The 25662-nt window shown below is 72.0% G+C and carries 19 protein-coding genes; 9 read left to right on the forward strand and 10 right to left on the reverse strand.

The features are described from left to right. Positions 1 to 3 precede the first annotated feature (3 nt). Positions 4 to 1371, forward strand: coding sequence for an ATP-binding protein (locus SFY69_03705; GenBank protein MDX2131142.1), 1368 nt, complete (start codon positions 4 to 6; stop codon positions 1369 to 1371). Here SFY69_03705 and SFY69_03710 read toward each other — a convergent pair. Together SFY69_03710 and SFY69_03715 are read right to left on the reverse strand one after the other, a co-directional pair. After that, entirely contained in the window at positions 1368 to 2162 is a 795-nt protein-coding gene (locus tag SFY69_03710) for a PIG-L family deacetylase (GenBank protein MDX2131143.1), read from the reverse strand. The genes SFY69_03705 and SFY69_03710 overlap by 4 nt on opposite strands. 5 nt (positions 2163 to 2167) lie before the next feature. Further along, positions 2168 to 2605 (reverse strand): hypothetical protein, encoded by a 438-nt coding sequence (locus SFY69_03715; GenBank protein MDX2131144.1) that lies wholly within the window; start codon positions 2603 to 2605, stop codon positions 2168 to 2170. Positions 2606 to 2664: 59 nt separating this feature from the next. Between SFY69_03715 and SFY69_03720 the strand changes: the two genes are divergently transcribed. After that, positions 2665 to 4128 carry a tRNA-dihydrouridine synthase family protein gene (locus SFY69_03720; GenBank protein ID MDX2131145.1) on the forward strand — a complete coding sequence of 488 codons (1464 nt, stop codon included), beginning with the start codon at positions 2665 to 2667 and terminating at the stop codon, positions 4126 to 4128. On the opposite strand, the gene SFY69_03725 is transcribed toward SFY69_03720, so the two are convergent. From SFY69_03725 to SFY69_03735, 3 genes are all read right to left on the reverse strand, one after another. After that, positions 4113 to 5000, reverse strand: a complete 888-nt coding sequence (locus SFY69_03725; protein ID MDX2131146.1) for a DUF3800 domain-containing protein — start codon at positions 4998 to 5000, stop codon at positions 4113 to 4115. The genes SFY69_03720 and SFY69_03725 overlap by 16 nt on opposite strands. A 215-nt stretch (positions 5001 to 5215) precedes the next feature. Further along, positions 5216 to 7633 (reverse strand): HDIG domain-containing protein, encoded by a 2418-nt coding sequence (locus SFY69_03730; GenBank protein ID MDX2131147.1) that lies wholly within the window; start codon positions 7631 to 7633, stop codon positions 5216 to 5218. Next, positions 7630 to 8715 carry a PhoH family protein gene (locus SFY69_03735; GenBank protein MDX2131148.1) on the reverse strand — a complete coding sequence of 362 codons (1086 nt, stop codon included), beginning with the start codon at positions 8713 to 8715 and terminating at the stop codon, positions 7630 to 7632. Before SFY69_03735 ends, SFY69_03730 begins: the two co-directional genes overlap by 4 nt. 237 nt (positions 8716 to 8952) lie before the next feature. Here SFY69_03735 and SFY69_03740 point away from each other — a divergent pair, with 237 nt between their 5' ends. Together SFY69_03740 and mgtE are read left to right on the forward strand one after the other, a co-directional pair. After that, positions 8953 to 9342 (forward strand): hypothetical protein, encoded by a 390-nt coding sequence (locus tag SFY69_03740; protein MDX2131149.1) that lies wholly within the window; start codon positions 8953 to 8955, stop codon positions 9340 to 9342. 35 nt (positions 9343 to 9377) lie between these two features. Further along, positions 9378 to 10772: a magnesium transporter gene (gene mgtE / locus SFY69_03745; GenBank protein ID MDX2131150.1), complete on the forward strand. Its 1395-nt coding sequence runs from the start codon at positions 9378 to 9380 to the stop codon at positions 10770 to 10772. Between the two features lie 13 nt (positions 10773 to 10785). Here the strand turns inward: mgtE and SFY69_03750 are convergent, their stop codons facing one another. Further along, a complete protein-coding gene (locus SFY69_03750; protein ID MDX2131151.1) occupies positions 10786 to 12843 on the reverse strand; it encodes a cation-translocating P-type ATPase in 2058 nt (685 codons plus the stop codon). A gap of 235 nt (positions 12844 to 13078) precedes the next feature. Here SFY69_03750 and SFY69_03755 point away from each other — a divergent pair, with 235 nt between their 5' ends. From SFY69_03755 to SFY69_03765, 3 genes are read left to right on the forward strand one after another with little or no spacing between them, the layout of a single operon-like run. Further along, complete coding sequence (locus tag SFY69_03755) at positions 13079 to 14125, forward strand: NAD(P)H-dependent glycerol-3-phosphate dehydrogenase (protein MDX2131152.1); 1047 nt, start codon at positions 13079 to 13081, stop codon at positions 14123 to 14125. A 23-nt stretch (positions 14126 to 14148) separates the two neighbouring features. Then, positions 14149 to 15159, forward strand: coding sequence for a hypothetical protein (locus SFY69_03760; protein ID MDX2131153.1), 1011 nt, complete (start codon positions 14149 to 14151; stop codon positions 15157 to 15159). Between the two features lie 22 nt (positions 15160 to 15181). Continuing rightward, positions 15182 to 16051 carry an MBL fold metallo-hydrolase gene (locus tag SFY69_03765; GenBank protein ID MDX2131154.1) on the forward strand — a complete coding sequence of 290 codons (870 nt, stop codon included), beginning with the start codon at positions 15182 to 15184 and terminating at the stop codon, positions 16049 to 16051. On the opposite strand, the gene SFY69_03770 is transcribed toward SFY69_03765, so the two are convergent. Continuing rightward, positions 16048 to 16782 (reverse strand): hypothetical protein, encoded by a 735-nt coding sequence (locus tag SFY69_03770; GenBank protein MDX2131155.1) that lies wholly within the window; start codon positions 16780 to 16782, stop codon positions 16048 to 16050. The genes SFY69_03765 and SFY69_03770 overlap by 4 nt on opposite strands. A 224-nt stretch (positions 16783 to 17006) precedes the next feature. Here SFY69_03770 and atpG point away from each other — a divergent pair, with 224 nt between their 5' ends. Next, positions 17007 to 17885, forward strand: a complete 879-nt coding sequence (gene atpG, locus SFY69_03775; protein ID MDX2131156.1) for an ATP synthase F1 subunit gamma — start codon at positions 17007 to 17009, stop codon at positions 17883 to 17885. Between the two features lie 8 nt (positions 17886 to 17893). Here atpG and SFY69_03780 read toward each other — a convergent pair whose 3' ends face one another. Genes SFY69_03780 through SFY69_03790 form a run of 3 tightly spaced genes read right to left on the reverse strand, consistent with a single transcriptional unit; the run spans position 17894 to position 24890 of the window. After that, entirely contained in the window at positions 17894 to 20782 is a 2889-nt protein-coding gene (locus SFY69_03780) for an insulinase family protein (GenBank protein ID MDX2131157.1), read from the reverse strand. 29 nt (positions 20783 to 20811) lie between these two features. Next, positions 20812 to 24084, reverse strand: a complete 3273-nt coding sequence (locus SFY69_03785) for an ATP-dependent DNA helicase (protein ID MDX2131158.1) — start codon at positions 24082 to 24084, stop codon at positions 20812 to 20814. After that, the gene (locus tag SFY69_03790) at positions 24081 to 24890 is read right to left on the reverse strand and encodes an RsmD family RNA methyltransferase (GenBank protein MDX2131159.1); all 810 of its coding nucleotides are present in this window, start codon (positions 24888 to 24890) and stop codon (positions 24081 to 24083) included. Before SFY69_03790 ends, SFY69_03785 begins: the two co-directional genes overlap by 4 nt. A 180-nt stretch (positions 24891 to 25070) precedes the next feature. On the opposite strand from SFY69_03790, the gene SFY69_03795 reads away from it, so the two are divergent. Beyond that, on the forward strand, positions 25071 to 25634 hold the full coding sequence (locus SFY69_03795) for a hypothetical protein (GenBank protein ID MDX2131160.1): 564 nt from the start codon (positions 25071 to 25073) through the stop codon (positions 25632 to 25634). The last annotated feature ends 28 nt before the right edge of the window (positions 25635 to 25662 follow it).

The raw sequence follows: 25662 nt of genomic DNA on the forward strand, positions 1-25662 counted from the left end.
CGCATGACCGCCGAACACGCCGAGCCGATTCGGGCATGGCGCTACGGGCTGTTGCTGGCCCCGTGCGCGACGATGGCGGGGCTGGGGTTGGCGGGGGTCACGAGCCCTGCGGCGGTGGTCACCGGGGCGGCCGTCATCGGCGCGTGCGGGGTTGCGGCGCTCGTCGTCGGGCGGAGCGCCCAGCGCCCGGGCCAGGGGAGCGCGTCCGGACGCGAGCCCGATGGCGCCTCGGTCTCCGACGCCGCCCCCGCGCTGGGGCGCGACGAACTGCGTCGGGTGCTCGAGGGCGTGCCCAGCCCGGTCTTCGCGCTCGACCGCGCGGGCGTCGTGCTCGCGCACAACCCGTCGGCGCGCGAGTTCTTTTCCGATCGCCCCGGCCCACTGGTGGGGATGGCGCTCGAGGACCTGTTCACGCAGGCCGAGGTGCTCGGGCAGCATTCGGCCGCGTTGGCGGGCACCGCCCGCGCCGGGCAGATCCGCGTCACCACGCGCGAGGGCGTGCGGACGTTCCAGGTGCTGACGGCCCCGGCGCCGCCGGGCGCCAACGCGCAGAGCGGCGTCGCCGCGGTGCTCACGCTGCGCGACGTCACCGAACTCGCCACCGCCGTGCAGCTCAAGACCGATTTCGTGGCCAACGCCAGCCACGAACTGCGCACGCCCCTGTCGTCGATCCGGGTGGCGGTCGAGACGCTCGCGGACGGCGCGTGGGACGATCACGCGATGCGCGAGCGTCTCGCGCAGATGATCGGGCAGAACGTCGAGCGCCTGGAAGACATGGTCCGCGACCTGCTGGACCTCTCGCGTCTGGAATCTCCCGAGGCGCCGGTGCAGTCCGAGCCGGTGGACACCGAGGAGGTGTTCGACCACCTCCGCGAGATGTTCGCGGGCGAAGCCGCCGAACGCTCGCTGGAACTGGACTTCACCTTTGACGTGCAGGTCGCGCAGCTCCAGACGGATCCGAAGCTGATCCACCTGATCCTCAAGAACCTGCTGGAGAACGCCGTGAAGTTCGCGTATGCGGGCACGACGGTGCGTCTGGTGGGGTCGCTGGTCCCGGGCCCGCCGGGACGTCGGGCGGGCGCGCGGTTCCGGGTCATCGACCGGGGGATCGGCATCCCCATGGCCAACCAGCACCGCGTCTTCGAGCGGTTCTATCAGGTAGACCCGGCGCGCTCGGGCGGGTCGCCCCGGCGGGGAACGGGGCTGGGCCTTGCGATCGTGAAGCACGCCGTCAAGGTGCTGGGCGGCACGATCGGCGTGGAATCGGTCTGGAAGGAAGGCACGACGATGACGGTGGAACTGCCCGGCGTGGTCGAGCCCGCGCCCGGCCCTGGCGCGCCGGCGCCCGCGTCCGCCCAGCGCGACGCCTAGCCGGGCAGCGCGTCGAGCGAGCGCAGCCCGACGGGCTCGCGGGTGTAGAACGGCTCGGCCTGCCGCACCCCGATGCGCGAGCCCCAGAACGCGCCGTACGCGAGCATCTGGTCGGGAAAATCGGGCGTCACGAACCCCGCGCCCGGCGTCGGCGCGCCGATCGCCTTGGGATCACCCGGCGCGAACGACCCCGCGCCGTCATCGTCCCACGGGCCGAACTGCGAGCGGTACGCGCGGATGGCGCGCACCTTCGCCTGCTCGTGCCCGGTGATGTCGACGCAGAACGACGGCGCCGCCACCCGGCGCAGGTGCGAGATGTCGTAGTAGAAGAGCCAGCGGGGATAGATGGGCGGGCCGATCGCCGCGGCCCCGGGCGGCACGGGCATGTCCACCTTTGTCAGCTTCGCGTCGAAGCGCGCGTCCTCGGCGATGCGCGTCGCCGCCAGGTGATCGGGGTGCGCGTCCTCCCACTGGGGCACGAACAGCACGTGCGCCTGGTGCAGGCGGATGACGCCGGCCACCCGGTGGCGCGTGGAGATCGTGTGCTCGAGCGTGCGGTTGGGCATGTCGAGCAGCACGCGACGGACGGGCTCGCCCCGCTCGGGCTGCAGGTGCGCCAGCGCCTCGCCCGCCTCGCGCAGACGCGTCGCGCGGTCGCCCCTGGGCGTGGGGCTCCCGTCGGTCAGGTCGCAGATGAGCACCCGGTGCCCCTGCGAGGCGAGCAGGCGGATGGTGCCGCCCATGCCGATCTCGGCGTCGTCGGGGTGGGCGGCGATGACGAGGACGTTCATGGCGTTCACTGGTCGGCGTCGGTCGCGAGCACGATGAGCGTGACGAGGGCGGGCGTGCCGTCGGGCGCGGGCGTCTCGAGCTGCGCGAGCACGACGGGCTTGGGGGGCTCGGTGGAGAAGAACCCGCCCGCGCGGAAGCGCTCGCCGTACTGATCGACGAAGTCGCGCAGGTCGAGGTCGACGCTCTCGCCGACGCCCACGGGGTCCAGGGGGCGCGAGTACCGCATGTTGAGCCACAGGCGCGACGCGCCGACGTCCTGGGCCGTCGTGTTCGTGAACTGCAGGCGCGTGCCCCGCCGGAAGACCTGGATGTCCGCGAGCGACGTCACGGTCGCCTCCCGCGGGTACGCGGGCGCCGCGCCCTCGGCCCGCGGGCGCGACACGCACGCGCACGGGGCGGCCAGGGCGACAGCGGCAATGAGCACGACGCGGGCGGTCGGCATGAAACGTCCTTTCCGCGACCCCGCCAGCCGGCGGCACGCGTTCACCTATAGTCGCCCCGATGTCGCTCGATTGCAACAGCGACCCCTGCGGTTCCAGCGCCAACGCCACCTCTCCCTGCCCCGCCGTCGCCCCCGGCGCCGACGACATCGACGTCCGGCGCATCGCCGAACGCCTGGCGGCGATGGGCGGCGTGGACCCGCGCGTGCGCGCGGTCGTCCCGGGGTTCGACGCGCCGTTCTTCCAGGCCGGGCTCGCGGGGTACTCCGACGCCGCCATGCGGATCATCGCGCGACGCCACGGGTGCCCGTACTGCGTGACCGAGGCGCTGCTCGATCGCACGCTGCTCGCGGGCGGGCGCGGGTTCGCCAAGGCCGACCTGGGCGAACTGCACGAGAACGTGCCCGGGGGAAGCGAGGACCACCCGCTCGCGGGGCAGATCATGGGGAGCGAGCCCGCGGAGATGGCCGCGGCGGCGATCAAGATGATCGAGCAGGCCTCGCGCAGCGAGCGGGCCTACCGCGCGATGGCGTACGCCTCGGACGGGACGTTCGCGCCGACCCAGCACCTGCGCCTGCCGGGGGGCGAGCAACTGGGGCGCGTGACGCTGGGCGAAGACAACGACGGGTGGGGCTCGTGCGATCCGGAAGAGAGTTCCGAAGACACGGATTTCCGAGGTTCCGAAGCGAAGGGGACGTTCCAGGGTGCAGACGTTCCGGAGGTCCGCGGCAGAGAACTCCGGAGCTCCTCTTCTCCGGAACTCCGGAACTTCGGAACTTCCCCCGCTTCTTTCGCGGCGATTGACGTGAACCTGGCCTGCCCGGTGAAGAAGATCGAGCGCAAGGCGCGGGGCGGGCACTGGCTGGCCGAGCCCGCGGGGGCGATCCGGATTCTGGAAGCGGTGCGCGAGGCCGTCCCGGCGCACATCGCGTGCACGGTGAAGCTGCGCCGGTCGTTCGACGACACGCCCGAGATGGCGGCGAACGTGGCGCGGATCATGGACGCGGCGTGCGGCATGGGGTACGCGTGGTCGACGGTGCACGCCCGGACGGTGGCGCAGAAATACGTGGGCCCGAGCCGCTGGGACCTGCTCCGCGACCTCATCCGCGAGGTGCGGCGCACGCGCCCCGACGCGATCGTCTTCGGCAGCGGGGATATCTGGGAGGCGGCGGACATCTTCCGGATGGTCGAGTACACGGGCGTGCAGGCGGCGGCCGTGGCGCGCGGGTGCATCGGCAACCCGTGGATCTTCCGCCAGGCGCGCGATCTCATGGAAGGACGCACGCCCCGGGGGCCCACGATCGCCGAGCAGGCGGCGGTGCTGCGCGATCACTTCACGCTGCTCCTCGCCGTCAACCGCACCGCCCGCCGGGGCGAAGCGCTGTCGTCACGACAGATCCGCAAGTTCGGGATCCGGTTCGCGGCCCACCACCCGCGGGGCGACGAGGTCCGGCGCGAGATGATCGCGGTGGAGAGCCGCGAGGATTGGGAAGGGGTCGTGCGACGATTCTACGACGAGGCCTGAGGCGTCCCATCGGGAGAAGCTCTCTTCCCGCTGCCCACATACCGGCCGTTCAGGTACTCGAAACCTCTGCGAGTCACGGCGTTTGAGATGACGAACGCTGTCGGCGCCGTTCGCCCGGGAGGACAGGGGTACAGAAGGCGTTCGACGCGTGGGAAGTACCGCTCGCCGATCTTGGCATACGCCGGATTCGAATGGGGGCTGATCACCTTCCCGTAAAGCAGTCCGTGGCAGCACATGGGCACGACGAGGGCGGACGCAACGACATCCGCGATCTGAAGCCCTGCGTGATTGTCGCTGTGCCCGAAGACCGGCACCTCGATGAGGCTCGGATACGGATCACCGCTCGCTCGCAGCTTCTGGGTGAACACGCTGTGGGCTGCATTTACATTTGGCAAGTGGCTTCGGCTATCCACGATTACCAGACCGTGATCGTTCACACCCGACAGGTGCTCTTGAAGACGCTCGCAGTGCCATTGAATCGCCGACGTGTACACGGCCCGCCCGTCGAACGGAACGCCGACACCCTTCATGCACACCTTCACCGCAAGACGCGCGTCGAACTCCTCTAGAACGTCGAGCGTGCGATCGATGAACCCGACCGCCGTCCTCTCTTCTCGGCGTCGATCAGACCGCAGATACTTGCGGAGCGTCGTTCCTTTCACTTCGACCGTCTGCCAATCCCACGGCTTCGCGCTCCGAGGGAGCAGACCCGGATAGAAACGCTGCTTCAGCCCCACCCAGCGACGCGTTATCTGTTCAACTCGTCTTGCATCAAGGCATAGTCCGATCACGGCGAGCGAGGGCTGCGCATTCAGGTCTCCGGCTCGCATCGGTTCGGTATCACCCGATTCATCAACGAACAGAATCCGCATGAACCAAGGATACCCACAAAAACAACCGCAGCCAGTCTCCTGGCTGCGGGGCTTGCCATTGCACAACCCACTGCTGGGCGGTGCCACGGCGTCAACTGTGGTTGATGTTCAAGTATCGGTACGATTGACCAGTTTGTCAAGTTCGAGGTGATCGCAAGAATGCGAGCACCAATAACTCATTCCTTTGACCCACGTGACGAGACCTGGGGCGCCCGTCACATCGGCTGCGTGGGGCTGGGCTGGCCGGGGCCGGGCGTGCGGGCCGCGGGGGGCGATTCGGGCAAGGGGGGCAGCGCCTGCGTCTGCGGCTCTGCGCCGGGCTCGGGGGCGCGCGTCGAGGGCTCGGGGTACGCGACGCGCACGTGGTGCATGCTCGTCAGCGTGCGGATGACGCTCTCGACGATGAGGTTGAGTTCGCGGAGCGTGAGTTCGCAGTCGTCGAACTGCCCGTCTACCAGGCGCTTGTGCGCGATGGCCCGCACGAGTTGCTCGATCTTGGCGGGGCTGGGCTCGCTCATGGCGCGGCTGGCGGATTCCACCGCGTCGGCGATCATGAGGATCGCCACTTCCTTCGTGCGTGGCTTGGGCCCGGGGTAGCGGTACTCGAGCTCGTCGGGCACGTACGTGTCGTCCTCGATCGGGCGCCCGTCCTTGTCGCGCGGGGCGGTGGCGAGCGCCTGCGAGCGGGCCCGGTGGTAGAAGAACTCGACGAGCGTGGTCCCGTGGTGCGCCTCGATGAAGTGCTGCAGGTGCGACGGAAGGCGGAACTCGCGGGCGAGCTCGATGCCGTCCTTCACGTGCGAGACGACGATGAGCAGGCTCATGGCGGGGCTCAGGCGGTCGTGCCGGTTGGGCCCGCCCCCCTGGTTCTCGACGAAGTACTCGGGCTTGCTCATCTTCCCGATGTCGTGGTAGAGGGCGCCGACGTACGTCAGCAGGCTGTCCGCGCCGACGCGCTCGGCGGCAGCCTCGGCGATCGCCGCGACGTTCAGCGAGTGCGTGTACGTGCCGGGGGCGCGCTGCGCGAGCTCGCGCAGCAGGGGCTGCTTGGGGTCGCGCAGCTCGGCCAGCGTCATGCCCGTCGTCACGTTGAACGCACGCTCGATGAGCGGGAGCAAGAAGAGCGTCGTCCCGCCCACGCCCAGCGCGGCCCCGGCGGCGAAGAGCGAGTCGAGCGCGATCTCCCGCACCGCGGGCATCCCGTACGGACGCTCCACCAGCCCGAAGAGCGCGGTGCCGAGCGAGACGCTCAGGGCCGTGACCAGCGTCGTGCGGAACAGCGAGTTGCGATCGCGGATTTCCTTCAGCGACCACACCACCGCGCCCGCGCCGGCGACGATCACGCCGTACATCCCGATGGACTCGCGCAGCGCGACGCACACGAGCAGGCCGTGGAGCAGCGCGAAGGCCAGCGCCGCCCGCCGGTCGTACCCGATGGTGATGAGCATCGCGACGAGCACGGTGGGCGCCAGGGCCGAGACGGCGCGCCACTCCGGGGCCCAGGCGGTGACCAGGCACGCCGTCAGGAACGCCCCTCCCAGGATCCCCGCGACGCCCGCGATGCGCTGCGCGTTGCGCCGCACGCGCGGGCAGAACAGCAGGGTGTACCCGGAGAGCGCGAGCGTGACGGCGATGCACACGCCCAGCACCGCCCCGCGCCGCACCCAGCGGAACAGCGCGGGACGCGTCCGCTCGAACGCGTCCATCTCCAGCGCGTGCAGCGTCGCCTGCGCCGCCGTCAGCACGTCCCCGCGCCGGTAGATGACCTCGCCCTCGCGGATGACGCGGAACTCTTCGGGCGCCCGGGCCTCGGCCGCGTCCTGCGCCGCGAGCGACGCCGATTCGTCGTACGCGTACGTCGGGCGGCCGGTGCGCACGACGCGCGCGATGATCGCCGGGCGGACCGCCGCCGGGAACCCCGCGTCGCGCGCGATCACCCGCACCGAGTTCTCCACCGCCTCGCGGTCCTCGATGTTCAGCGCCTCGCCCCGGGGCACCACCACCGCCTCGCGCCCCAGCATGCTGAGGCGGATCGTCGGGTTTGTGCCGTCGAGCGTGCCCTTCTGCCACGTCTGGCGGTCGAGGATGGGCCGGCGCGCCAGCGCGTCCATGAACACCCGCACCCGCGTCAGCCACCCCTGGCCGGTCTGCCCTTCGACCGACTCGGCCCGCACCGCCCGCAGCACGTCGTTCGTGAGCCCGAACTGCTCGACGATCGCCGGGTCGACGTCGCTCAGGCTCTCGGCCGAGGCGAGCGTCCGGGGCAGGTTCTCGAGCGACGACTGGATCGCGTCGAGTGTCGGGCGATCGCCCACGTAGACGCGCGGGGCCGCGTCGCGCGCAGCGCGGCGGAGTTGCAGCGTCAACCCCTCGTCGGGGATGCGCAGCTCCGTTCGGACGACGCGCGTCTCGGTCATCACCCGCCCGGGGGCGATAAGCGCCGCCGAGTGGGTGACCATCGTCACTACCGCCGCGAACAGCGCGAACCCCGCCGCCACCAGCACACCGAACCCCAGGCTCGGCGTGGCGACGGCGCGCAGCACGCGGCTTCGGACGGTGGCGTCACGCCCCGCGGCCCGCACACGCCCCGCGAGGTCGCTCACGCGCGACGGATTGTTCGTGCTGCGGGTCATGCGTGCCCTGTGCCGCTCCGGTCGGGCTCTGTCAGCGTCCGATCATCCATCGACGCAACACCCGCGTCCGCTTCCGGGTTATCCGGGCGGCGGGGCGGACGCGCGCCCGGCCGGCGCACGTGCGACGGCGGGGGCCGGTCGTCCTCGTCGCCGTACGCGTCGATGATCCGCTGCACGAGGTTGTGGCGCACGACGTCCGCGCGCCCGAACGTCACGAACCCCACGCCCGGCGTGCGCGCCAGGCGCCGGGCCGCATCGATCAGCCCGCTGTCCGTCGGGTCCGGCAGGTCGATCTGCGTCGCGTCGCCCGTCACGATCATGCGGCTGCCGTGCCCCAGGCGCGTCAGGAACATCTTCATCTGGCCCTTGGTCGAGTTCTGGGCCTCGTCGAGGATGATCACCGCGTTGTTCAGCGTCCGCCCGCGCATGAACGCCAGGGGCGACACCTCCACCACGTCGTTCTCCATGAACCGGCGCAGCGTCGCGTAGTCCATCATGTCCGCCAGCGCGTCAAACAGCGGGCGAAGGTACGGGTTCACCTTTGCCCGCAGGTCGCCCGGCAGGAATCCGAGCTTCTCCCCCGCCTCCACCGCGGGACGCGCCAGGATCACGCGCTTCACCCGCCCGGTCTTGAGCAGGTGCACCGCCGCCGCCACCGCCAGGTACGTCTTGCCCGTGCCCGCCGGCCCGATCGCGAACACCAGGTCGTTCCCGCGGATGGCGTCGAGGTACGCCTCCTGGTTCGGGGTCTGCGCCCGCACGGGGCGTCCCGCGGCGTACACGTGCAGCTTGCCGTCCCACGCGTCCACCGACCCGATGGGCTCGTTGCCGTCGCCGATCGCCTCGGTCTCGCCCGAGATCAGGTCGAGCACGCGCTGGCGCGTAGGCATCTCCTCGCCCCGCAGCGCCGAACTCGACAGTTCTTCCAGCACGTTCCGCGCGACCAGCACCGGGGCCCGGTCGCCCGTCACGTGCACCCGCCCGTCCCGCGCCGAGACGTTGACGCCCAGCGCCTCGCGGAGGAGCTTGAGGGTCCGTTCCGCCGGGCCGAGCACCCGGACGCGCTCTGATCCGCTGGGCACCTTGACGATAACTTCCAACCGATCTGTACTCCGGCGGCTCCGCCGCGGGCGAGCCGGGGATGGTAGCGTAACCGCCCGCCCGATCCGCCCATGACCCAATCATACCCCGTACAAACCCGCCGGACAATCAACCGGCGATCTCGCCTCGGAACGCGACGCGCGCCATCGACGCGTCCGGCTGTCGCGGCGCTCTCGCTCGCATGGGCCGCGGTGTGGATCGGGGGCTGCGCGCAGCGCATGTATGCGGAAACGACCCCCTCCACGGGCTGGCAGGAGCGGGCGCGGGGCGACTGGAACGACCTCGACGCCGCGATCGAGGCGGCACTTGGCCCCAACGAACTCGCGCGCGTGGGGGCGTGGTCACCCTCGCAGGCGCCATCGTACTTCGTGCACGCCCCGCGCGACACCGAGGAGCGGGAGCGGACGGTCGAGCTGGTGACGGCGGGGGCGGAGACGGTGATCATCCGGGCGACGCGGGCGGCCGCGGGCGATCCCGGCGCGATCGAGCTCACGGTGCGCGTGGGGCGGTTCGGGGACGAGGGGCGGGAGCGGGCGATCGCGCGCGACATCGTGGCGCGTCTGGAGCAGCTCGCGGGCGTGGACGTTGCGCCGCTGAAGCGGCGCTGAGCATCGACCCCGCGCCGGCCCGTACCATCCGCGCGATGACGCCGACGGCCGAACTGCTGCTGCCCGAGGTCGAGGAACTGATCCGCGAGGGTCAGTACGCCGACCTGCGCGACGCGCTCGCGGCGATCCATCCGGCGGACATCGCGGACATTCTGAGCGAACTCGAGATCGCGCCGGCGGCGGTGGCGTTCCGCTTCCTGCAGCGCGACGACGCGGCGGCGGCGTTCGCGTATCTGGCTCCGGAGCGCCAGGAGTCGCTGATCCGCGAGCTGGGCACGGAGGGCGCGGCGCGGGTCATCGACGTGATGAACCCCGACGACCGGGCGCGCCTCATCGACGAACTGCCCGAGGACATCGCCCAGCGGGTGATGGCGTCGCTCTCGCCCGACGAGCGCCGCGCGACGCAGGCGATCCTGGGCTACCCGGAGGGCACGGTCGGGCGCCTCATGACGCCCGACTACGTGCGGATCCGCCCCCAGTGGACGATCTCGCAGGCGCTCGATCACATCCGCCGGTACGGGAAGGACGCCGAGACGATCGCGTACGTGTACGTGATCGACAACGAGGGGCACCTGATCGACGACCTGCGCCTGCGGAGCCTGCTGCTGGCGGACCCCCAGGACACGGTCGAGAAGCACATGAACCGGAGCTTCGTGAAGCTCCGCGCGACCGACGACCAGGAAGAGGCCGTGCGGACGATGGCGCGGTACGACCGGGTCGCGCTGCCCGTGATCGACTCGCGGGGCGTGCTCATCGGCATCGTGACCAGCGACGACGTGGCGGACGTCGCGCAGGCCGAGGCGACCGAGGACATCCAGCGGCTGGGCGGCGTGGCGGCGCTCGAACAGCCGTACATGGATGCCGGGCACGTCGAGATGTACAAGAAGCGGGGCGTGTGGCTGGCGGCGCTGTTCGTCGGGCAGACCGTCACGATTCTCGTGCTGGGCGGGTTTCAGGAGCGCCTCGCCCAGGCCGCGGTGCTCGTGCTGTTCATGCCGCTCGTCATGAGCTGCGGGGGCAACAGCGGGAGCCAGGCGGCCACCCTCGTGACACGCGCGCTGGCGCTGGGCGAGATCCGCCCGGCCGATTGGTGGCAGATCGTCCGCAAAGAGTTCGTCACGGCCCTCATGCTCGGCACGACCCTCGCCGCCATGGGCTGGCTCTGCGTGACGTTCTTCACGTTCACCGGGCAGGCGAAGGTGCACGCCGCCTCGCACGCCCAGCCCCTGGCGCGCTCGGTCGCGACGGCGATCTTCAGCGTGGTGATGTGGGGTACGACGCTGGGGTCGCTGCTGCCGCTGCTGCTGAAGCGGCTGAAGCTCGACCCCGCGACGGCGAGCAGCCCGATGGTCGCGACGCTGATGGACGCCAGCGGGACGCTGATCTACCTGGGCATCGCGGTGGCGATCCTCACCGGGACGGTGCTGTAACGGCGCGGGTGGCTCAGGCCGGCTGCGCGGTCGAGAGCCCGCGCAGGCTGGCCTCGCGCCGACGAATGACCGCGCCCTCGCCGGGCTTCTCGGCCTCGGCGAACTCCTCGCCGAACCGGAAGAGGCGGAAGCTGTTGCCGATGACGAAGATGTCGCCCGCGAAGTGGTAGAGCGCCGCCAGCGGGAGCGCGAACCCGCCGACCTTCGTGAGCAGGCCCGTGGAGGCCAGCACGAGCCCGATGAGCGCGATGACCACCGACGCGATGATGTTCTGACCGGTGATCGCGCGCGTGCGCCGGGCCAGCTCGATCAGGAACGGCACGCGGGCGAGGTCGTCGTTCATGAGCGCGACGCCCGCCGAGTTCGCCGCGATGTCCGAACCTTCCAGGCCCATCGCCACGCCCACGTCGGCCTCGGCCAGCGACGGGCCGTCGTTGATCCCGTCGCCCACCATCATCACCCGGTACCCGGCCGCCACCAGCCCCTTGATCTGCTCGTGCTTCTCCTCGGGCAGGCACTCGGCCTCGACGGCGTCGACGCCCACGGCCTGCCCGACGCGCTTCGCGACGATCAGGCGGTCGCCCGTGAAGATCGCGATGAACTTGACCTGCAGGTCGCGGAGCTTCTGCACGACGTTCTTGGTGCCCGGGCGGACGGTGTCCTCGAGCCCGACGGCGCCGAGATAACGGCCGTCGCGCATCACGTGCACGCCCGTCATGCCCTCGATCCGCTGCTCGACGTGCGCCACGTGCTCGCGGATGCCCGCGTTGAGCTCCATCAGCCACGACGCGCGCCCGACGCAGACCTCGCCCAGGCTGGTCTTGGCGCGCACGCCCCGGCCGTGGATCTCCTCGAAGTTCGTCGAGCCGTCGGGCTCGATGCGGGCGGCCTTGCCGGTCGTCACGATCGACTGCGCGAGCGGGTGGTTCGACTGCTGCTCGCCCTGCACCGCCGCCGCGAGCAGTTCGGCGCCCTCCACACCCGGCGCGGGCGCCAGGCGCGTGACCTGGAACTTGCCGGTGGTGATGGTGCCGGTCTTGTCCATGACGACGGCGTTGACCGAGGCCGCGGCTTCGAGGGCGCGCGGGTTCTTGATCATGATGCCCAGGCGGGCCGCGGCGGCGAAGGCCGCCAGCATCGCGCTGGGGCTCGCCAGCAGGAGCGCGGAGGGGCACGCGACCACCAGCACGGTGACGGCGGTGGTGCCCGCCGCCGCCCGCACCATCGGGTCGTCCGACTGGCTCTGCACATACCACGCGATGCCCGCGACCGAGAGCACGACGGGCACGAAGAACTGCGCGACCTGCTCGATGAGCAACTGGCGCGGGGTGCGGCTGCGCTCCGCCTGCGCGATGAGCTGCGTCACCTTGCCGATGGTCGTGTCGCCCAGCACGCCCGTCACGGTCAGGTCGATCCCGCCCGTCAGGTTCGTCGTGCCCGCGTACACCGCGTCGCCCACCGTCACCTCGGCGGGGACGGCTTCGCCGGTCAGCGACGCCTGGTTGATCGTGGTTCGCCCCGTCGCGACACGCCCGTCGACCGGCAGGTTCTCGCCGGGGCGGACGCGGACGACATCGCCGACCTTCACCTGCGTGAGGGGCAGCGTCTGCTCCGTGCCGTTGCGGACGACGCGGGCCTCGTCGGGCGTCAGGCGGACGAGCTGCTCGATGGCGCGCTGCGCGCCGCTGGCCGAGCGGCGCACGAGCTGCCCGAACACCACCAGGATGAACGCCAGCCAGCCGGCGGTGGCGTACGAGCCGATGGCGAGCGCCCCGAGGATGGCCAGGGCAGCCAGCGACGAGCTCGACACGCGCCCGGAGCGGACTTCCTTCCAGGCTTCGAGGAGCAACTGCCAGGAGACCAGCAGGGTGCCGATCATGGCGGGCAGCTGCGCGATCATCGTGTTGATGCCGAAGATGTCGCAGATGGTGGTAGCGAGGATCAGGATCCCGCCGAGCAGGTAGAAGACGATCCAGCGTTCGATCGCGACCTCGTGGTGCGAGCAGCACACGGCGGCGTCGTCGTGCGCGTGATCGTGCGAGTGGTTGTGCGGGTGCGCGTGCGTGGCCATGCGTCGTGCATCTCCGAGGGGCTGGCGGCGCCCGCCGAGAACCGGGGGCGGAGGATCCGGGATGCCGGGGCGCGGTCGTCGCGCGTTCGCCCGGCGTGTGGCCTCTACGATACGCCCAGGTCCGCCGCTCTGTTCGGCGGGCGCTCGCGCACCGGCGGGCGCAGGTTCTCCGAGCGGCTTCCTCATGCCCAACAGCAGGCGAACGAAAAGCCCGCCCCCGCACGACCGCCCGACCGTGACCGTGCTCGGGCTGGGGCAGATGGGGCTGGTGTGCGCCGGCACGCTGGCCTCCCCCGAGGGCGGGCGGGGCGAGGGGCCGGGGCGGCTGGACCGTCCGGTCCGCGTGCGGCTGTGGGGACACTCGGGCGAAGAGGCCGGGCACATCGCGCAATCCCGGCGCTCACCCCGGCTCGAGGGCTTCGCGCTGCCCGACCGCGTCGAGATCGCGCTGCGCGACGCCGACGCGCTGCGAGACACCTCGCTCATCGTGTCGGCGATCCCCGTGCAGTTCAGCCGCGAGGTCTGGACGCGCCTCGCGCCGCTGGTCCCGCCGGGCGTGCCGGTGGTGTCGGTGGCGAAGGGGATCGAGACCTCCACGCTGCTGCGACCGACGCAGGTCATCGCCGACGTGCTGCGCGCGGGCGGACGCGACACCCGCCCCCGGTCGTACGCGTGCCTCTCGGGGCCCACGATCGCGGCCGAACTGGCCCGGTGCCTGCCGGCGGCCATGGTCGCGGCGAGCGAGGACCCGGGCCTGGCGGGCGACACGCAGCGACTCTTCGGGTGCTCGTGGCTGCGCGTCTACACCCACAGCGATCTCGTCGGCGTCGAGCTCGCGGGGGCGGCGAAGAACGTCGTCGCCATCGCGGCGGGCGTGCTCGACGGGCTGCGCGCCGGCAACAACGCCAAGTCCGCCTTGCTCGCGCGCGGGCTCGCCGAGATCACGCGCCTGGGCGTCGCGCTGGGCGCCCAGCGCGAGACGTTCTTCGGCATCGCCGGGGTGGGCGATCTCGCCACCAGTTGCTTCAGCCCGGAGGGGCGCAACCGCTCGTGCGGGGAAGCGCTGGGGCGGGGCGAGGCGCTGAGCGACTATCTGCGCCGCACGCCGTTCGTCGTCGAGGGCGTGCAGACCACGCGGGCGGTGCTGGCGCTGGCGCGCCTGCACGGGGTGGACGTGCCGATCATGCAGGCCGTCCACAGCGTGCTGTTCGAGGGCGTGGACCCGCTGGACGCGATCGGCGGGCTGATGGCCCGCGAGCCCAAGCCCGAGCGGGTGGGATAGCTCGGGGGCGTACGCTTGCGGCCATGACACGTGCTCTCCGGTTTGCGGCCGTCCTCGCGGTGATCGTGCTGTGCGCTCCTCGTGCCCGGGCGTGGGATGCGCACGGGCACCGGCTCATCACCCGCCTGGCGCTGGAGGGGATGCGCACGGTGCTGGGCGAGGCGATGCCCGGGTGGCTGGCGGACGCGAAGGCAACCGCGATGGTGGCCGACCAGTCGAACACGCCCGACCGCTGGCGGAGCGTGCGCGTGCCGCAGCTCAAGCACCTGAACGACCCCGACCACTACATGGACATCGAGCAGTTGGCGGAGTTCGGGCTGTCGCTCCGCACGATCCCGCCCCTGCGTCACGAGTACGTGCGGGTGATGAGCGTGGCGCGCGAGCAGCCGGGGTTCACGGGCAAGCCGGCCAACCCGCGTCTGGACCCCGCGCGGGTGCAGGAGTACCCCGGCTTCCTGCCGCACGCGACGCTCGAGAACTACGCGAAAGTGGTGTCGGCGTTCAAGGTCGTGCGGATTCTGGAGCGGCTGAACGACCCCGCGCGGGCGCACCAGCTCGAGATGGCGCGGGCGAGCGCGCTGTACAGCATGGGCGTGCTGTCGCACTACGTCGGCGACGCCGCCCAGCCGCTGCACACCACCGTGCACTACAACGGCTGGACGGGCCCGAACCCGAAGGGCTACACGACCGACAAGGGCATCCACTCGTACATCGACGGCGGGGTGATCGCCCTGCACCGCATCTCGATCGACGACGTGCGCCCGCTCGCGAAGTTCGACCTCGACGCGGCGGACCCCTGGGAGACGATCCTCGCGCACCTCGAACGCTCGCACGCGCAGATGGAGCCCCTGTACGCGATGCACAAGGCGGGCGGGCTCGAGAAGGACGAGGGCAAGGCGTTCATCGAGGCGCGCCTGGCCGACGGATCGCGCACGCTCGCGGCGTTCTACGCCCGTGCGTGGCGCGAGAGCGAGCCCAGCCGCAAGGACATCGACGACTTCGTGCGGTACGACGGGTTCCACAAGGGCGAGTGAGCGCGTCCGCTACGCTTGCCCGGTGAGCCACGCGCGGGCGACCTTCACGTTCCTGGGCACCGGCACGTCGGCGGGCGTGCCGGCCATCGGCTGCGACTGCGCCGTCTGCACGAGCCCCGACCCGCGCGACGCGCGTCTGCGCACCGCCGCGGCCCTGCGCTTCACGGACGCCGCGGGCAAGCCCCGCACCGTGCTGCTCGACGCCGGGCCCGACCTGCGCCAGCAATCGCTGCGGGCGCGCCTCACGCGCTGCGACGCCGTGCTCTTTACGCACAACCACGTCGACCACACGTTCGGGCTCGACGAGGTCCGCCGGTTCAACGTCGTGCAGTCCGGACCCACCGAGGTCTGGGGCGAGGCGCACACGCTCGCGCACCTCCGCCGCGTGTACGCGCACATCTTCGAGCGCGAGCGCAACGTGAACGACAGCTTCGTCGCGTCGCTCATCGCGCGCGAGATCACGCCCCGCGAGGTGAACGAGGGCGTCTCGCTCGACGTCTTCGGCCTGCGCGTCACGCCCCTGCGCCTGCTGCACGGGCGGCTGCCCATCCTGGGCTACCGCGTGGACGCGCCGGGCGCGGGCGAGGCGACCGCCGGGAGCAGCGCGGCCGATGACCTGTTCCCGCTCGCGTACTGCACCGACGTCTCGGGCATCCCGCCGGAGACCTGGCCCCGGTTCCGGGGCGTCCGCACGCTGGTGCTCGACGCGTTGCGGCATCGGCACCACCCGACGCACCTGACGATCGGCCAGGCCGTCAGCATCGCGCACGAGATCGGCGCTCCGCGCACCTACTTCGTGCACATGGGGCACGAGGTCGGGCACGAGGCGACGCAGGGCCAACTGCCGGAGGGGATGTTCCTGGCGTACGACGGGCTGGAACTCACGGCCTAGCGACGGCGACGACGCGCGAGCAGGCACCCGGCGCCCAGAACCAGCATCGAGCGCGGCGCGGGGACGTACTCGACCTCCAACCGCGGCATGGGCATGAGCGGGTCGGGGATGTCGGTGTACGCGAACAGCAGTTCCGACGGGATCGTTCCGGGCATGCCGGGGTGGATGTCGGCGAGCTTGCCGGTCACGAGGAACTTGCCGTCCGGCGAGGCGTTGATCGCGGTGACCGCGGCGAGGCTGAGGTCGATGACGATGTCCGTGCCGCTCGCGTCGCCCGAGACCCCGACGAGCCCGTACGCGTCGCTCGAGCCCATGGTGCCGAACATCGCGGCGAGCATGGGCGGGGTGGCGGTGCCACCAAAGGCCTCGGCGTATGCGGTCCAGGGGAAGGCGGACCCGCTCACGCGGAACTCCTCGGTGGGGTCGGAACTGACGTACCCGGAGGGGAAGAACGGCGCGCCGGGGAGGTAGAGCTTGAGCTTGGCGCTCACGACCGGGCCGGGCACGGAGGAGACGTCGAAGATGAAGTAGTTCCGCCGCTCGACGGGGGACGAAGGGAACGAGTACCCGACGTAGTAGTTCATGAACCCGGGGGACGTGGTCCCGTCGGCGTAGATGCCGCCGGAGAAGGTGGAGGTCAGTTCGAGGGAGTCGGCCGTCGCGCGCGGCGCGCCCACGCCCAACGTTCCCACCGCCGCCACGGCCGCCAGTTTCAACGCGTTCGTCCGCATGGCTGTGTCTCCCTCTCTCGGCCCAGGATTTCCCGTTGCCGCACCAAGATCACCCCCAACCAGTACTGTCCGCAAGCGCGTACACGCTCGGTTGGTACGTACAGCGACCGGCGGGGTCCGGGAATCACGCCGCCGGGTTCGGAATTCGCGGCCCGTCGTGAGCGTCGGCCGGCTTTATCGGCAGCGCTGATCTCGCCGGGGCCGGGGCCTATCCTTGCCTCCCTATGGGCAAAACCCGCGAGATCAAGAAGCGCATCAAGGCGGTCGGGAACATCCGGCGCATCACGAAGACGATGCAGATGATCGCCACGAGCAAGTTCGCCCGCGCCCAGCAGGCGGCGGTGGCGAGCAAGCCCTACACCGAGACGCTGTTCGACCTCGTGAACGAGCTCGCGAGCGGGCTGGGCGACGTGACGCACCCGCTGCTCGACAGCGGGCAGGGCGTGGCCCGACCCGGCCAGGACCTGACGCTGGTGCTGACGAGCGAGCGCGGGCTGTGCGGGCCCTACAACGGCAGCGTGCTGCGCTCGGCGATGCAGTTCCTGCGGGCCAACCCGGGGGCCAAGAGCGGGCTGATCGAGGTGGTGGGCAAGAAGGGCATCGGGTTCTTCAAGTACGCGGGGATCAAGGTCTCCAAGCCCCACTCGTTCGGCGACAAGGTCTCGTACGACGCGGTGCGGGCGCTCGCGGACGACTACACGGCGCGGTTCCTGGCGGGCGAGGTGTCGGCGGTGCGCGTGATCTACATGAAGTACATCAGCGCGGGCAAGCAGACCCCCACGACGATGCAGGTGCTGCCCTTCCGCCCGCCGCCGGCGAAGCAGAAGGACACCGGCGGGACGGTGCAGATCTTCGAGTTCAGCCCGGACGCGGGCGCGCTGCTGAGCGAGCTGCTGCCGGCGGCGGTGAACGCGCTGCTGTTCCAGGCGTTCAACGACGCGGTGGTGAGCGAGCACGTGGCGCGGATGGTGGCGATGAAGTCGGCGACCGACAACGCGGGCAAGGCCGGCAAGCGCCTGACGCGTGTCTACAACCGCGCGCGCCAGGCGCAGATCACCACGGAACTCACCGAGATCGTGTCGGGCGCCGCCGCCCTCGCGTAAGCCCCGCCTCAGATGCCCGCGGGCTTCGGGGCGTCGCTCGCCTTGGGCTCGGCGGGGGTCGCCTGCGCCCCGCGCGGCGTGACCACGACCGTCACGGTGCGCTGCGGCGAGTAGTACCGGTTGAACACCTCGAGGATCTGCGCGGGCGTGATCGCCTGAAAGGCGTCGGGGGCGGCGAGGATGTCGTCGAGCGGGATGCCGTCGGCGGTGGCGGCCTCGAGCTTGCCCAGCCAGAAGGCGGGGTCCTTCATCGCCTCGGCGAGGTTGTTCGCGGTCTGGCGCTTGACGATGGCGACTTCCTCGTCGGTGGGCCCGGATTGCGCGAAGGCCTCGTAGACCTCGGCGATGCTGGTGGCGAGGGCCTCGGCGTTGGCGGGGTCGCAGGGCGCGCCGGCGCGGACCATGCCGTAGCCGGGGTAGGCGTTGCCCGGCTGCACGCCGCAGCGGATGCCGTAGACCAGGCGCTGCTGCTCGCGGATCTTGGTGTTCATGCGGATGGAGAGCACGCTCGCGGCGAGCTGCATGGCGCGGACGTCGTCGACGTTGGCCGAGTCCGGGGCGTAGAACCCGACGCTGGCGCCCGCCGCCGGGGTGACGGTGTCGACCTGCACGCGTGCGACCTTGGGCCCGTCGGGCGCGGGCAGGGTTCGCAGGTCGGCGAACTGGCCGGCGCTGACGCGGGGTCGCTGCGGGAGCGAGCCCAGGTAGCGGGAGGCGAGCTCGATGGCGCGCTCGCGCGAGACTTCGCCGACGATGGCGACCTCGATGGGCGATTCGGCGATCAGCCGGTCGATGGTGGCCTGGGCCTCCTCGATCGTCACGCCCTCGATCTGCTCGCGCGTGAAGGCCTTGGTGCGCACCTCGTGCTCCGGGTAGCGGGCCTCGGTCTCGGTGCGCGAGAACATCTGCAGGGGATTGCGCGGCATGGTGTCCACGAACTGGAGCATCATCTCGCGCCAGCGGTCGAAGGCCGCGGGCTCGACGCGGGGCTCGGTCAGCAGCAGGTGCGCGAGCTGCATCGCGTGCTCGAGGTCGGCGGGGTCGCCCGCGACGCTCACCTGGATGGCGTCGGGCCCGACGCGCCCGCGGACGGTGACCTTGCGTCCGGTCATGAGCTCGCGGATCTGGGTGGAGGAGAGGCTCTTGGCGGCCGGCAGCCCCCCGCCACCGACGCCGGTGCCCCCGCCCCCGATGGCGAGCCCGGCGGCGTTGGTGTTGCCGCGGGTCTCGGGCGTCTCGTACAGCTCGCCCCCGAAGAGCGTGACCTGGACGCTCACCTGGCCCTTGCGCTCTTCCATGTACTTGTGGTGCACGCGGACGTTGTTCGACAGCCACCCGGACCACACGCCGGTCGCGTCGTGGGTCTCGCTCGCGACGACCTCGCCCGGCTGGGGCAGCGCGGACATGAGGGACGTCGCGGCGGCGGCTTCGTGGCGCGCGTCGGGGGTCTGGGCGGCGGCCACGATGCCCGCGGCGAGCAGGTCTTCTTCGGTGGGGGCGTGCGGCCCGGCGGGCATCTGGGCGGCGAACATCACGGCGTCGGGCTCGAAGGTGCGGGCGAACCAGGCGCTGCACTCCTCGGGCGTGATGGAGGGGAGCAGATCGCGGGCGAGGGCGAGTTCCTGCGACGCCGCCATGATCGTGTCGCCCGAGGCGAGGCGGGCGTTGATGCGCGCGAGGTGCCCGGAGGCCGGGATGGTGCCCTCCTGCGAGGCCTGGCGCTCGAAGGTGGAGAGGACGTCGCGCCGGGCGAGTTCGATCTCGCGGAGGGAGAAGCCGTGCAGGCGGGCGCGCTGCACCTCGGCGAGGAGGTCGGTGAGCATGTCGCGCCAGCGCTCGGGCGCGCCGTTCACCGATGCCTGGACGCTGCGGATGATGCGTCCGCTCTGCGAGACGCCGGCGAACCCGCCTCGGAAGCTTGCGGCGCCGTCGCTCACGAGGTTGCGCAGGCGCGTGTTGAAGGCTCGCTGGGCGAGGTCCTCGACGAGGTCCTGGCGGAAGTCGGGGATGGTGGTGACGGGCTCGCGCAGGGGCTCGAGGCGCGTCATGGAGACTGTTGCGCGGGGCAGTTCCGGGTCGGTGATCACCACGCCGAAGCTCGCGTCGTAGGGCGTCACGCCCGGGTCGAGATCGACGGGGCGCGGCGTCGGCGCGGCGCCGGGGGTGTCGAAGGCCTCGGTGATCTTCTCGACGGCGGCGTGCGGGTCCATGTCGGCGACGACGATGACTGTCGTATTCGCCGGGCCGTACCACGCGGTGTAGTAGTCGACGAAGTTCTGGCGCTTCACCGAGTGCAGGGTCTCGTCGACGCCGATGGGCAGGCGCTGGGCATAGCGCGAGCCCGGGGCGGTGCGCAGCAGCATCGCCTCGCTCACGCGCTGCATCGCGCTCTTGCGCGAGGTCTTCTCGTTCAGGATGACGCCCCGCTCCTGGTCGATCTCCGCCTCGCTCAGCAGCAGGCGCGAGTTGACGTCGGCGAAGAACGAGAGCCCCTTGGCGAGCGTCTCGGGCTGGTTGTCGGGGAGCGAGAGCTGGTAGGTCGTCTGGTCGAAGCTCGTGAACGCGTTCTGGTGCCGGCCGAACGTGAGGCCCAGGCTCTCGAAGTACGGCACGACGGCCCCGGGCGGGAAGTTCGCCGACCCGTTGAACGCCATGTGCTCGAGGAAGTGCGCCAGCCCGCGCTGCTCGTCGGTCTCGTTCAGCGAGCCGGTGGAGACGTGCATCCACACCGCGGCCCGCTTCTCGGGGGTGGCGTGGGGCTTCACGATGTACGTGAGCCCGTTGGGGAGCGCGCCCGTCACGAGCGAAGGATCGGCGGGCAGCGGCTGCCCGCGCGACACGCCCGCGAGCACGCACGACGCACCCAGCACCAGCATCACGCCACGTCGCATCGTCATGGTCATTTCCTTCTCGCGATCGGGGGCTCTTAATCGGGCAGCAGCACGCAGTCGCCCGTGCAATCGTCCGTGCGCGAGAACTCGCCCGCCAGCATGCCCGCGACGGCCTTGTCGATTGTACTGCGCACCCTGGCGTGGTTGATCGCACCCAGGTCGATCCGCCCGCGCTCGCCCGTGCCCAAAAGCCAGTACTCGCAGCAGCCCCGCACGTCCTCGCCGTAGAGGCTGCGCAGGGCCATCGCGTATACGCCGAACTGCAGGTCGTCGGGCTTGGGCTCGAGCAGTTTCTTCCACGCGACGCCGGTCTTGTAGTCGATGACGCGGTACGACCCGTCGGGGCGCTGGTCGATGCGGTCGATCTTGGCCGTCATGGCGTGCGCAACACCCGCCGAGACGTACTCGAACCGCACGACGCGCTCGATCTCCAGGATGTTGGCGTGCGCGTCGTGCAGGGCGGCCGCGTGGCGGAGCTGCGCCTCGAGCTGGTCGAGCACCAGCGGGTCGGCCGGCGTGCGGGGGGGCAGGCTCGCGCGATAGACGGCCCGCCCGAGCGCGAGCAGATCGTCGACGCCGGGGGGCGGGCGTCCGTCGGCCTCGGCGGCGCGCACCCGGCCGAAGTGTTGCTCGAGCGCCTGGTGCGCCACCTCGCCCAGCCCGGCCTCCTGGCGCTGCTCGGGCTCGATGCCGAGCACGTACCGCAGATAGAAGCAGCGCCCGCAGCGCGTGTACTGCTCGAGCATCGAGTAGCTGAGGCGCAGCGGGGGCTCCATCTTGCGAAGCACGGCGCCCAGCGGGACGGGCGAGGCCTCGCGACGCGCCCGGGCCGCCAGCCCCGCGATGTCCGCGTCCGCCGGCGCGTGCCACGCGGGGGGCTCGCCGGTCGACGCGGCGTGCGCGATCGCCGCCAGTCGCGCGGCGCTCCGGCCCAGCACGCCCCGCGCCGTCTCGAGTTCGCCCTCGCTCACGCCCGGGCGCGAGACCTGCTCGAGCGCGCCCGCCGCCCGCACGCGCTCGGCGGCTGCCAGGCGCTCGGCGAGTTCGGCCAGGGGCGTGCGGGCGTCGATATCGGCGGGGGGCGACGCGCCCGACGCGGGGGGCGCGACGATCCGCCCGGCGACGACGGCCTGCTCGACGACCTCGTCCTCGCCGCGCACGTCGATCGGCAGCGCGGGGGCCGCGCCGCGCACGAGTTCTTCGTACATGTGCAGCCCGGCGCTGGGCTTCTGCGGCAGGTTCGCGAGCACCACCAGCCGGCGCTTGGCGCGCGTGCACGCGACGTAGAACAGGCGGCGCTGCTCGTCGCGCGCCCGGTCCTTCTCGGGGCGGTCGTCGAGCGGGTCGAAGAGGTCGCGCGGCGCCGTCCAGCCCTCGCGCTCGCGCACCTTGCCGAAGCCGTGCTGGCTGCCGGCGCGCACGACGTACACCGTGTCGAACTCCAGCCCCTTCGCGGCGTGGGCGGTCATGAGGCGCACGCGCCCCGCGCCGGGGACGGCCTCGCTCAGGAACTCCACGTCGTCGGCGTCGCCGAGCGGGCGGCGCGCCGACACCTGGCGCAAGGACTCGAGCTCGTCGATGTACGCGAGCGTCGCGTGGAGATCGGCGGGGGGCTCGAGGCGCTGCTGCACGTCGCGCGCGAGCCGCACGAGGTCGAGCAGCTCCAGCACGCGCCGTGCGCGGGCCCGCCCGGGCAGCAGGTCGGCGTGGGCCGCGTCGATCCCCGTCACGATCCGGGCGATCGCCTCGCTCCCGAGGAGCGACCGCACTTCGACGCGCAGCGCGTCGTACCGGCGCACGAGCGCGTCGATCGCGGGCTCGCGCGGCGCCGCTCGCGCCAGGAACGCCGGGAGCGGGATCGGTCCTTCGTCCTCGCAGGCGCGGCGCCAGGCCCGCTCGACGTTGGCGGCTCGCTCGAGCGCGAAGCCGGTCGGCGGGCGGACGAGCAGGCGGCGCACCGAGCCGCCGGCGTCCGGGTTCACCAGCCAGCGCGCCCACGCCAGCACGTCGAGCACGCCCGGATCGTCGAAGCGCGTCCGCCGCACCTCGCGTTCGAACGGGATCCCCTCCAGGCGCAGCGCGTCGGCGACGCGGTCAAGATCCAGGTGCGTCGCGGCGATCACGGCGTGCGCGTCCCACGTGAACCCCGGCGCCCCGTCCGCCTCCGCGGCACGCAGGAGGGCGGCGACAGCCTCGGCCCCGCACGAGTGCTGCGACACCGTGACGCCCGTCGCCCGCACGTCGGGGGCCGCGCTCGCGTCCGCCTTGCGCAGCGTCTTCTCCGGCCGGAAGCGCTTGCCGGCGCGGCGCACGATCGCGTTGGCGATCTCTACCACCGGCGCCCCGCTGCGGAAGTTCTCGGCGAGTTCGATCACCCGCGCGCCTTCCCACACGCGCGCGAACCGCGCGAACGCCTGCTCGTCGGCCCCGCGGAACGCGTAGATCGCCTGGTCGTCGTCCCCCACCACGCACAGGTCCGCCCGCGCCCCCTCGCGGGGGGGCACGAGCTGGCGCAGCAGTTCGATCTGCGCGGGGTTCGTGTCCTGGAACTCGTCCACCACCACCGTCCGCACCTCGCCCCGCACGATCGAAGCGATGTCCGCGTGCTCGCGCAGCACGCGGCACGCCAGCAGCACCTGGTCGTCGTACGTCAGCCAGCCGCGCTCGTGACGCCGTCGCATGACCTCGGCGTAGGCGCGCGCCTCATCCGCCCGACGCTGCGCGATCGCCGCGCCCGCCTCGTCCCGCGCGGCCTCCGCGGCCCGCAGCGCCTCCGCGGCGCTCGAGGCGAGGGGCCCGGGCTCGAGCGCCAGTTCGCTCATGGTGTCGAACGAGCACGCCAGTTCGTCGGCCAGCGTGTCGAGCCCCACGCCCCGCGCGCGGGCGAACAGGCCCATGTCCACGATCACGTCGCGGATCAGGCGGCGGTGCTGCACCGCGTCGATCAGCGTGACGCGCGTCGGCAGGCCCAGCACGTCGGCGAACCGGCGCAGCAGGGTCCACCCCAGCCCGTTGAACGTCCGCACCTGCAGGCGGGCCGCGATCGACTCGCCCAGCAGCGCCCGCACGCGGGCCCGCATCTCTTCCGCCGCCTTCACGGTGAACGTCAGCGCGAGCGCCCGCTCGGGCTCCACGCCCCGCTCGCCCACCGCCCACGCCAGCCGCCGCTCGATGACGCGCGTCTTGCCCGTGCCTGGCCCGGCGAGCACGATCAGCGGCCCGGCGTCGTGCACCGTCGCTTCGCGCTGCGCGTCCGTCAGCCCCGCCAGCAGCCCCGGCCCGCGCGTCATGTCGTGCACGGATGTCATGCCCGCGCCCGCATGTACAGGTGCACCGCCATCGATCGGTAGACGTGCGTCTCCGGGCCCGTCGCGCCGGGGATGCGCAGGTCCGGCGTCACCGGCCCGCCCGTCGGAGCCGCGCCCGCGGCATCATCGCCCGACACCTCGCCGCCGATCGACGGGTCGCCGTCGCCCGCCGGCTCGACATCGCCGATGCTCTCCGGGAGCGCCCGGGGCACCACGCCCCGCTCGGCCCGTCGCAGGTCGCGCTTCCACGCGTTGCGGGGCTCATTCTTGCGTCGCGGCGCGGGCGATGCCACGGCGGTCGGCTGGGGCGCGCCGGCCTCGTGCACAAAGGGCCAGGGCGTGCGCAGCACCACGAACCCGTCGTCGGTCAGCAGCGCCGCGGCACGCGCGACCTGCGCCACCACCCGCGCGAAGCCCACGGGCTCGCGCACCAGCGGGAACGGCGGATCGAAGAACGCCAGGTGTAGGGGGCGGGGCGCCCGGGCGAGGGACCCCGTTCCCAGCGCGTCGCCCACCACCACGTCGCACCGGTCCTGCACGCCCAGGCTCTCGACGTTGCGCCGCAGGAACTCGGCGATCCGGCGGTCCTGCTCCACCATCACCACGCGTGCCGCCCCGCGGCTCAGGCACTCCAGCCCGATCGTGCCCACCCCGGCGAACGCGTCGAAGACCGTGGCGCCCTCGAAGTGCCCGCGCAGGAGCGAGAACAGCGACTCCTTGACCCGGTCGGGGATGGGCCGCGTCACTTCCGCATCGGGCGGCGTGGCGAGCGAGCGGTGTCGGAACTCCCCGGCGATGATCCGCATGTGGGCGATGGTACCGCCTTGACGGGCCGAAACCCCTGCCGCCGACCCACGTCCCCGCACCCCGGGGCGGGAATCTTCCTGACGCCCACGCGAACCCCGCTGGCGGCGGGGCGTAATCAGGCCGATAAAGACCCCCGGGGCATCTACCCTTCGGACGCCCCGATTCCCGAAAGGTCCACCATGTCCACCCGTCGCACGCTGGCCTCGCTCACCACCCTCGCCTCGCTCGCCGCCGCGGCCCTCGTGGGCGGGTGTCGCTCCGGGTCGGAGACGTACGTCTTCCCCAGCACCCCGCACACGCCGCAGACCGTCACGCTCGTCAACACGCGCACGGGCGAGCGCCTGTGGAGCCAAGAGATCCCGGCGGGGTCGCAGCTCAACATGACGTTCGTGCGGTCGTACCAATCGGCGGAGGGCGACGGGTACGACGAGCTGCGCTGGTCGCTCACGCCGCTGGGCCGCCCGGTGGGCAACGCGTTCACGAACTCGGCCTCGTCGCGCACGAGCTCGATGCGCGTGCCCCCGCCGTCGGAGCGCCGGCTCGATGTCGACGTCCGCCCCGGCCCGGAAGACCGCCCCGCCCGCACCGCGTGGACCACCCCCGCGGCTGAATCCGTGAGCACGACGCCCCCGCCCCCCAACACAGCGCCCGCCGCCCCCACCGCTCCCGCGTCCCCGCCCGCGCCGTCGCGCACGCCCGAGGGCATCGTCCTGCCCGACCCCAAGCAGCCCGCGCCGAAGTAGGGGCGCCTGAGCGCGGCCTCACGCGGCG

This window comes from Planctomycetota bacterium (assembly GCA_033763975.1).
Taxonomy (GTDB): domain Bacteria; phylum Planctomycetota; class Phycisphaerae; order Phycisphaerales; family UBA1924; genus RI-211.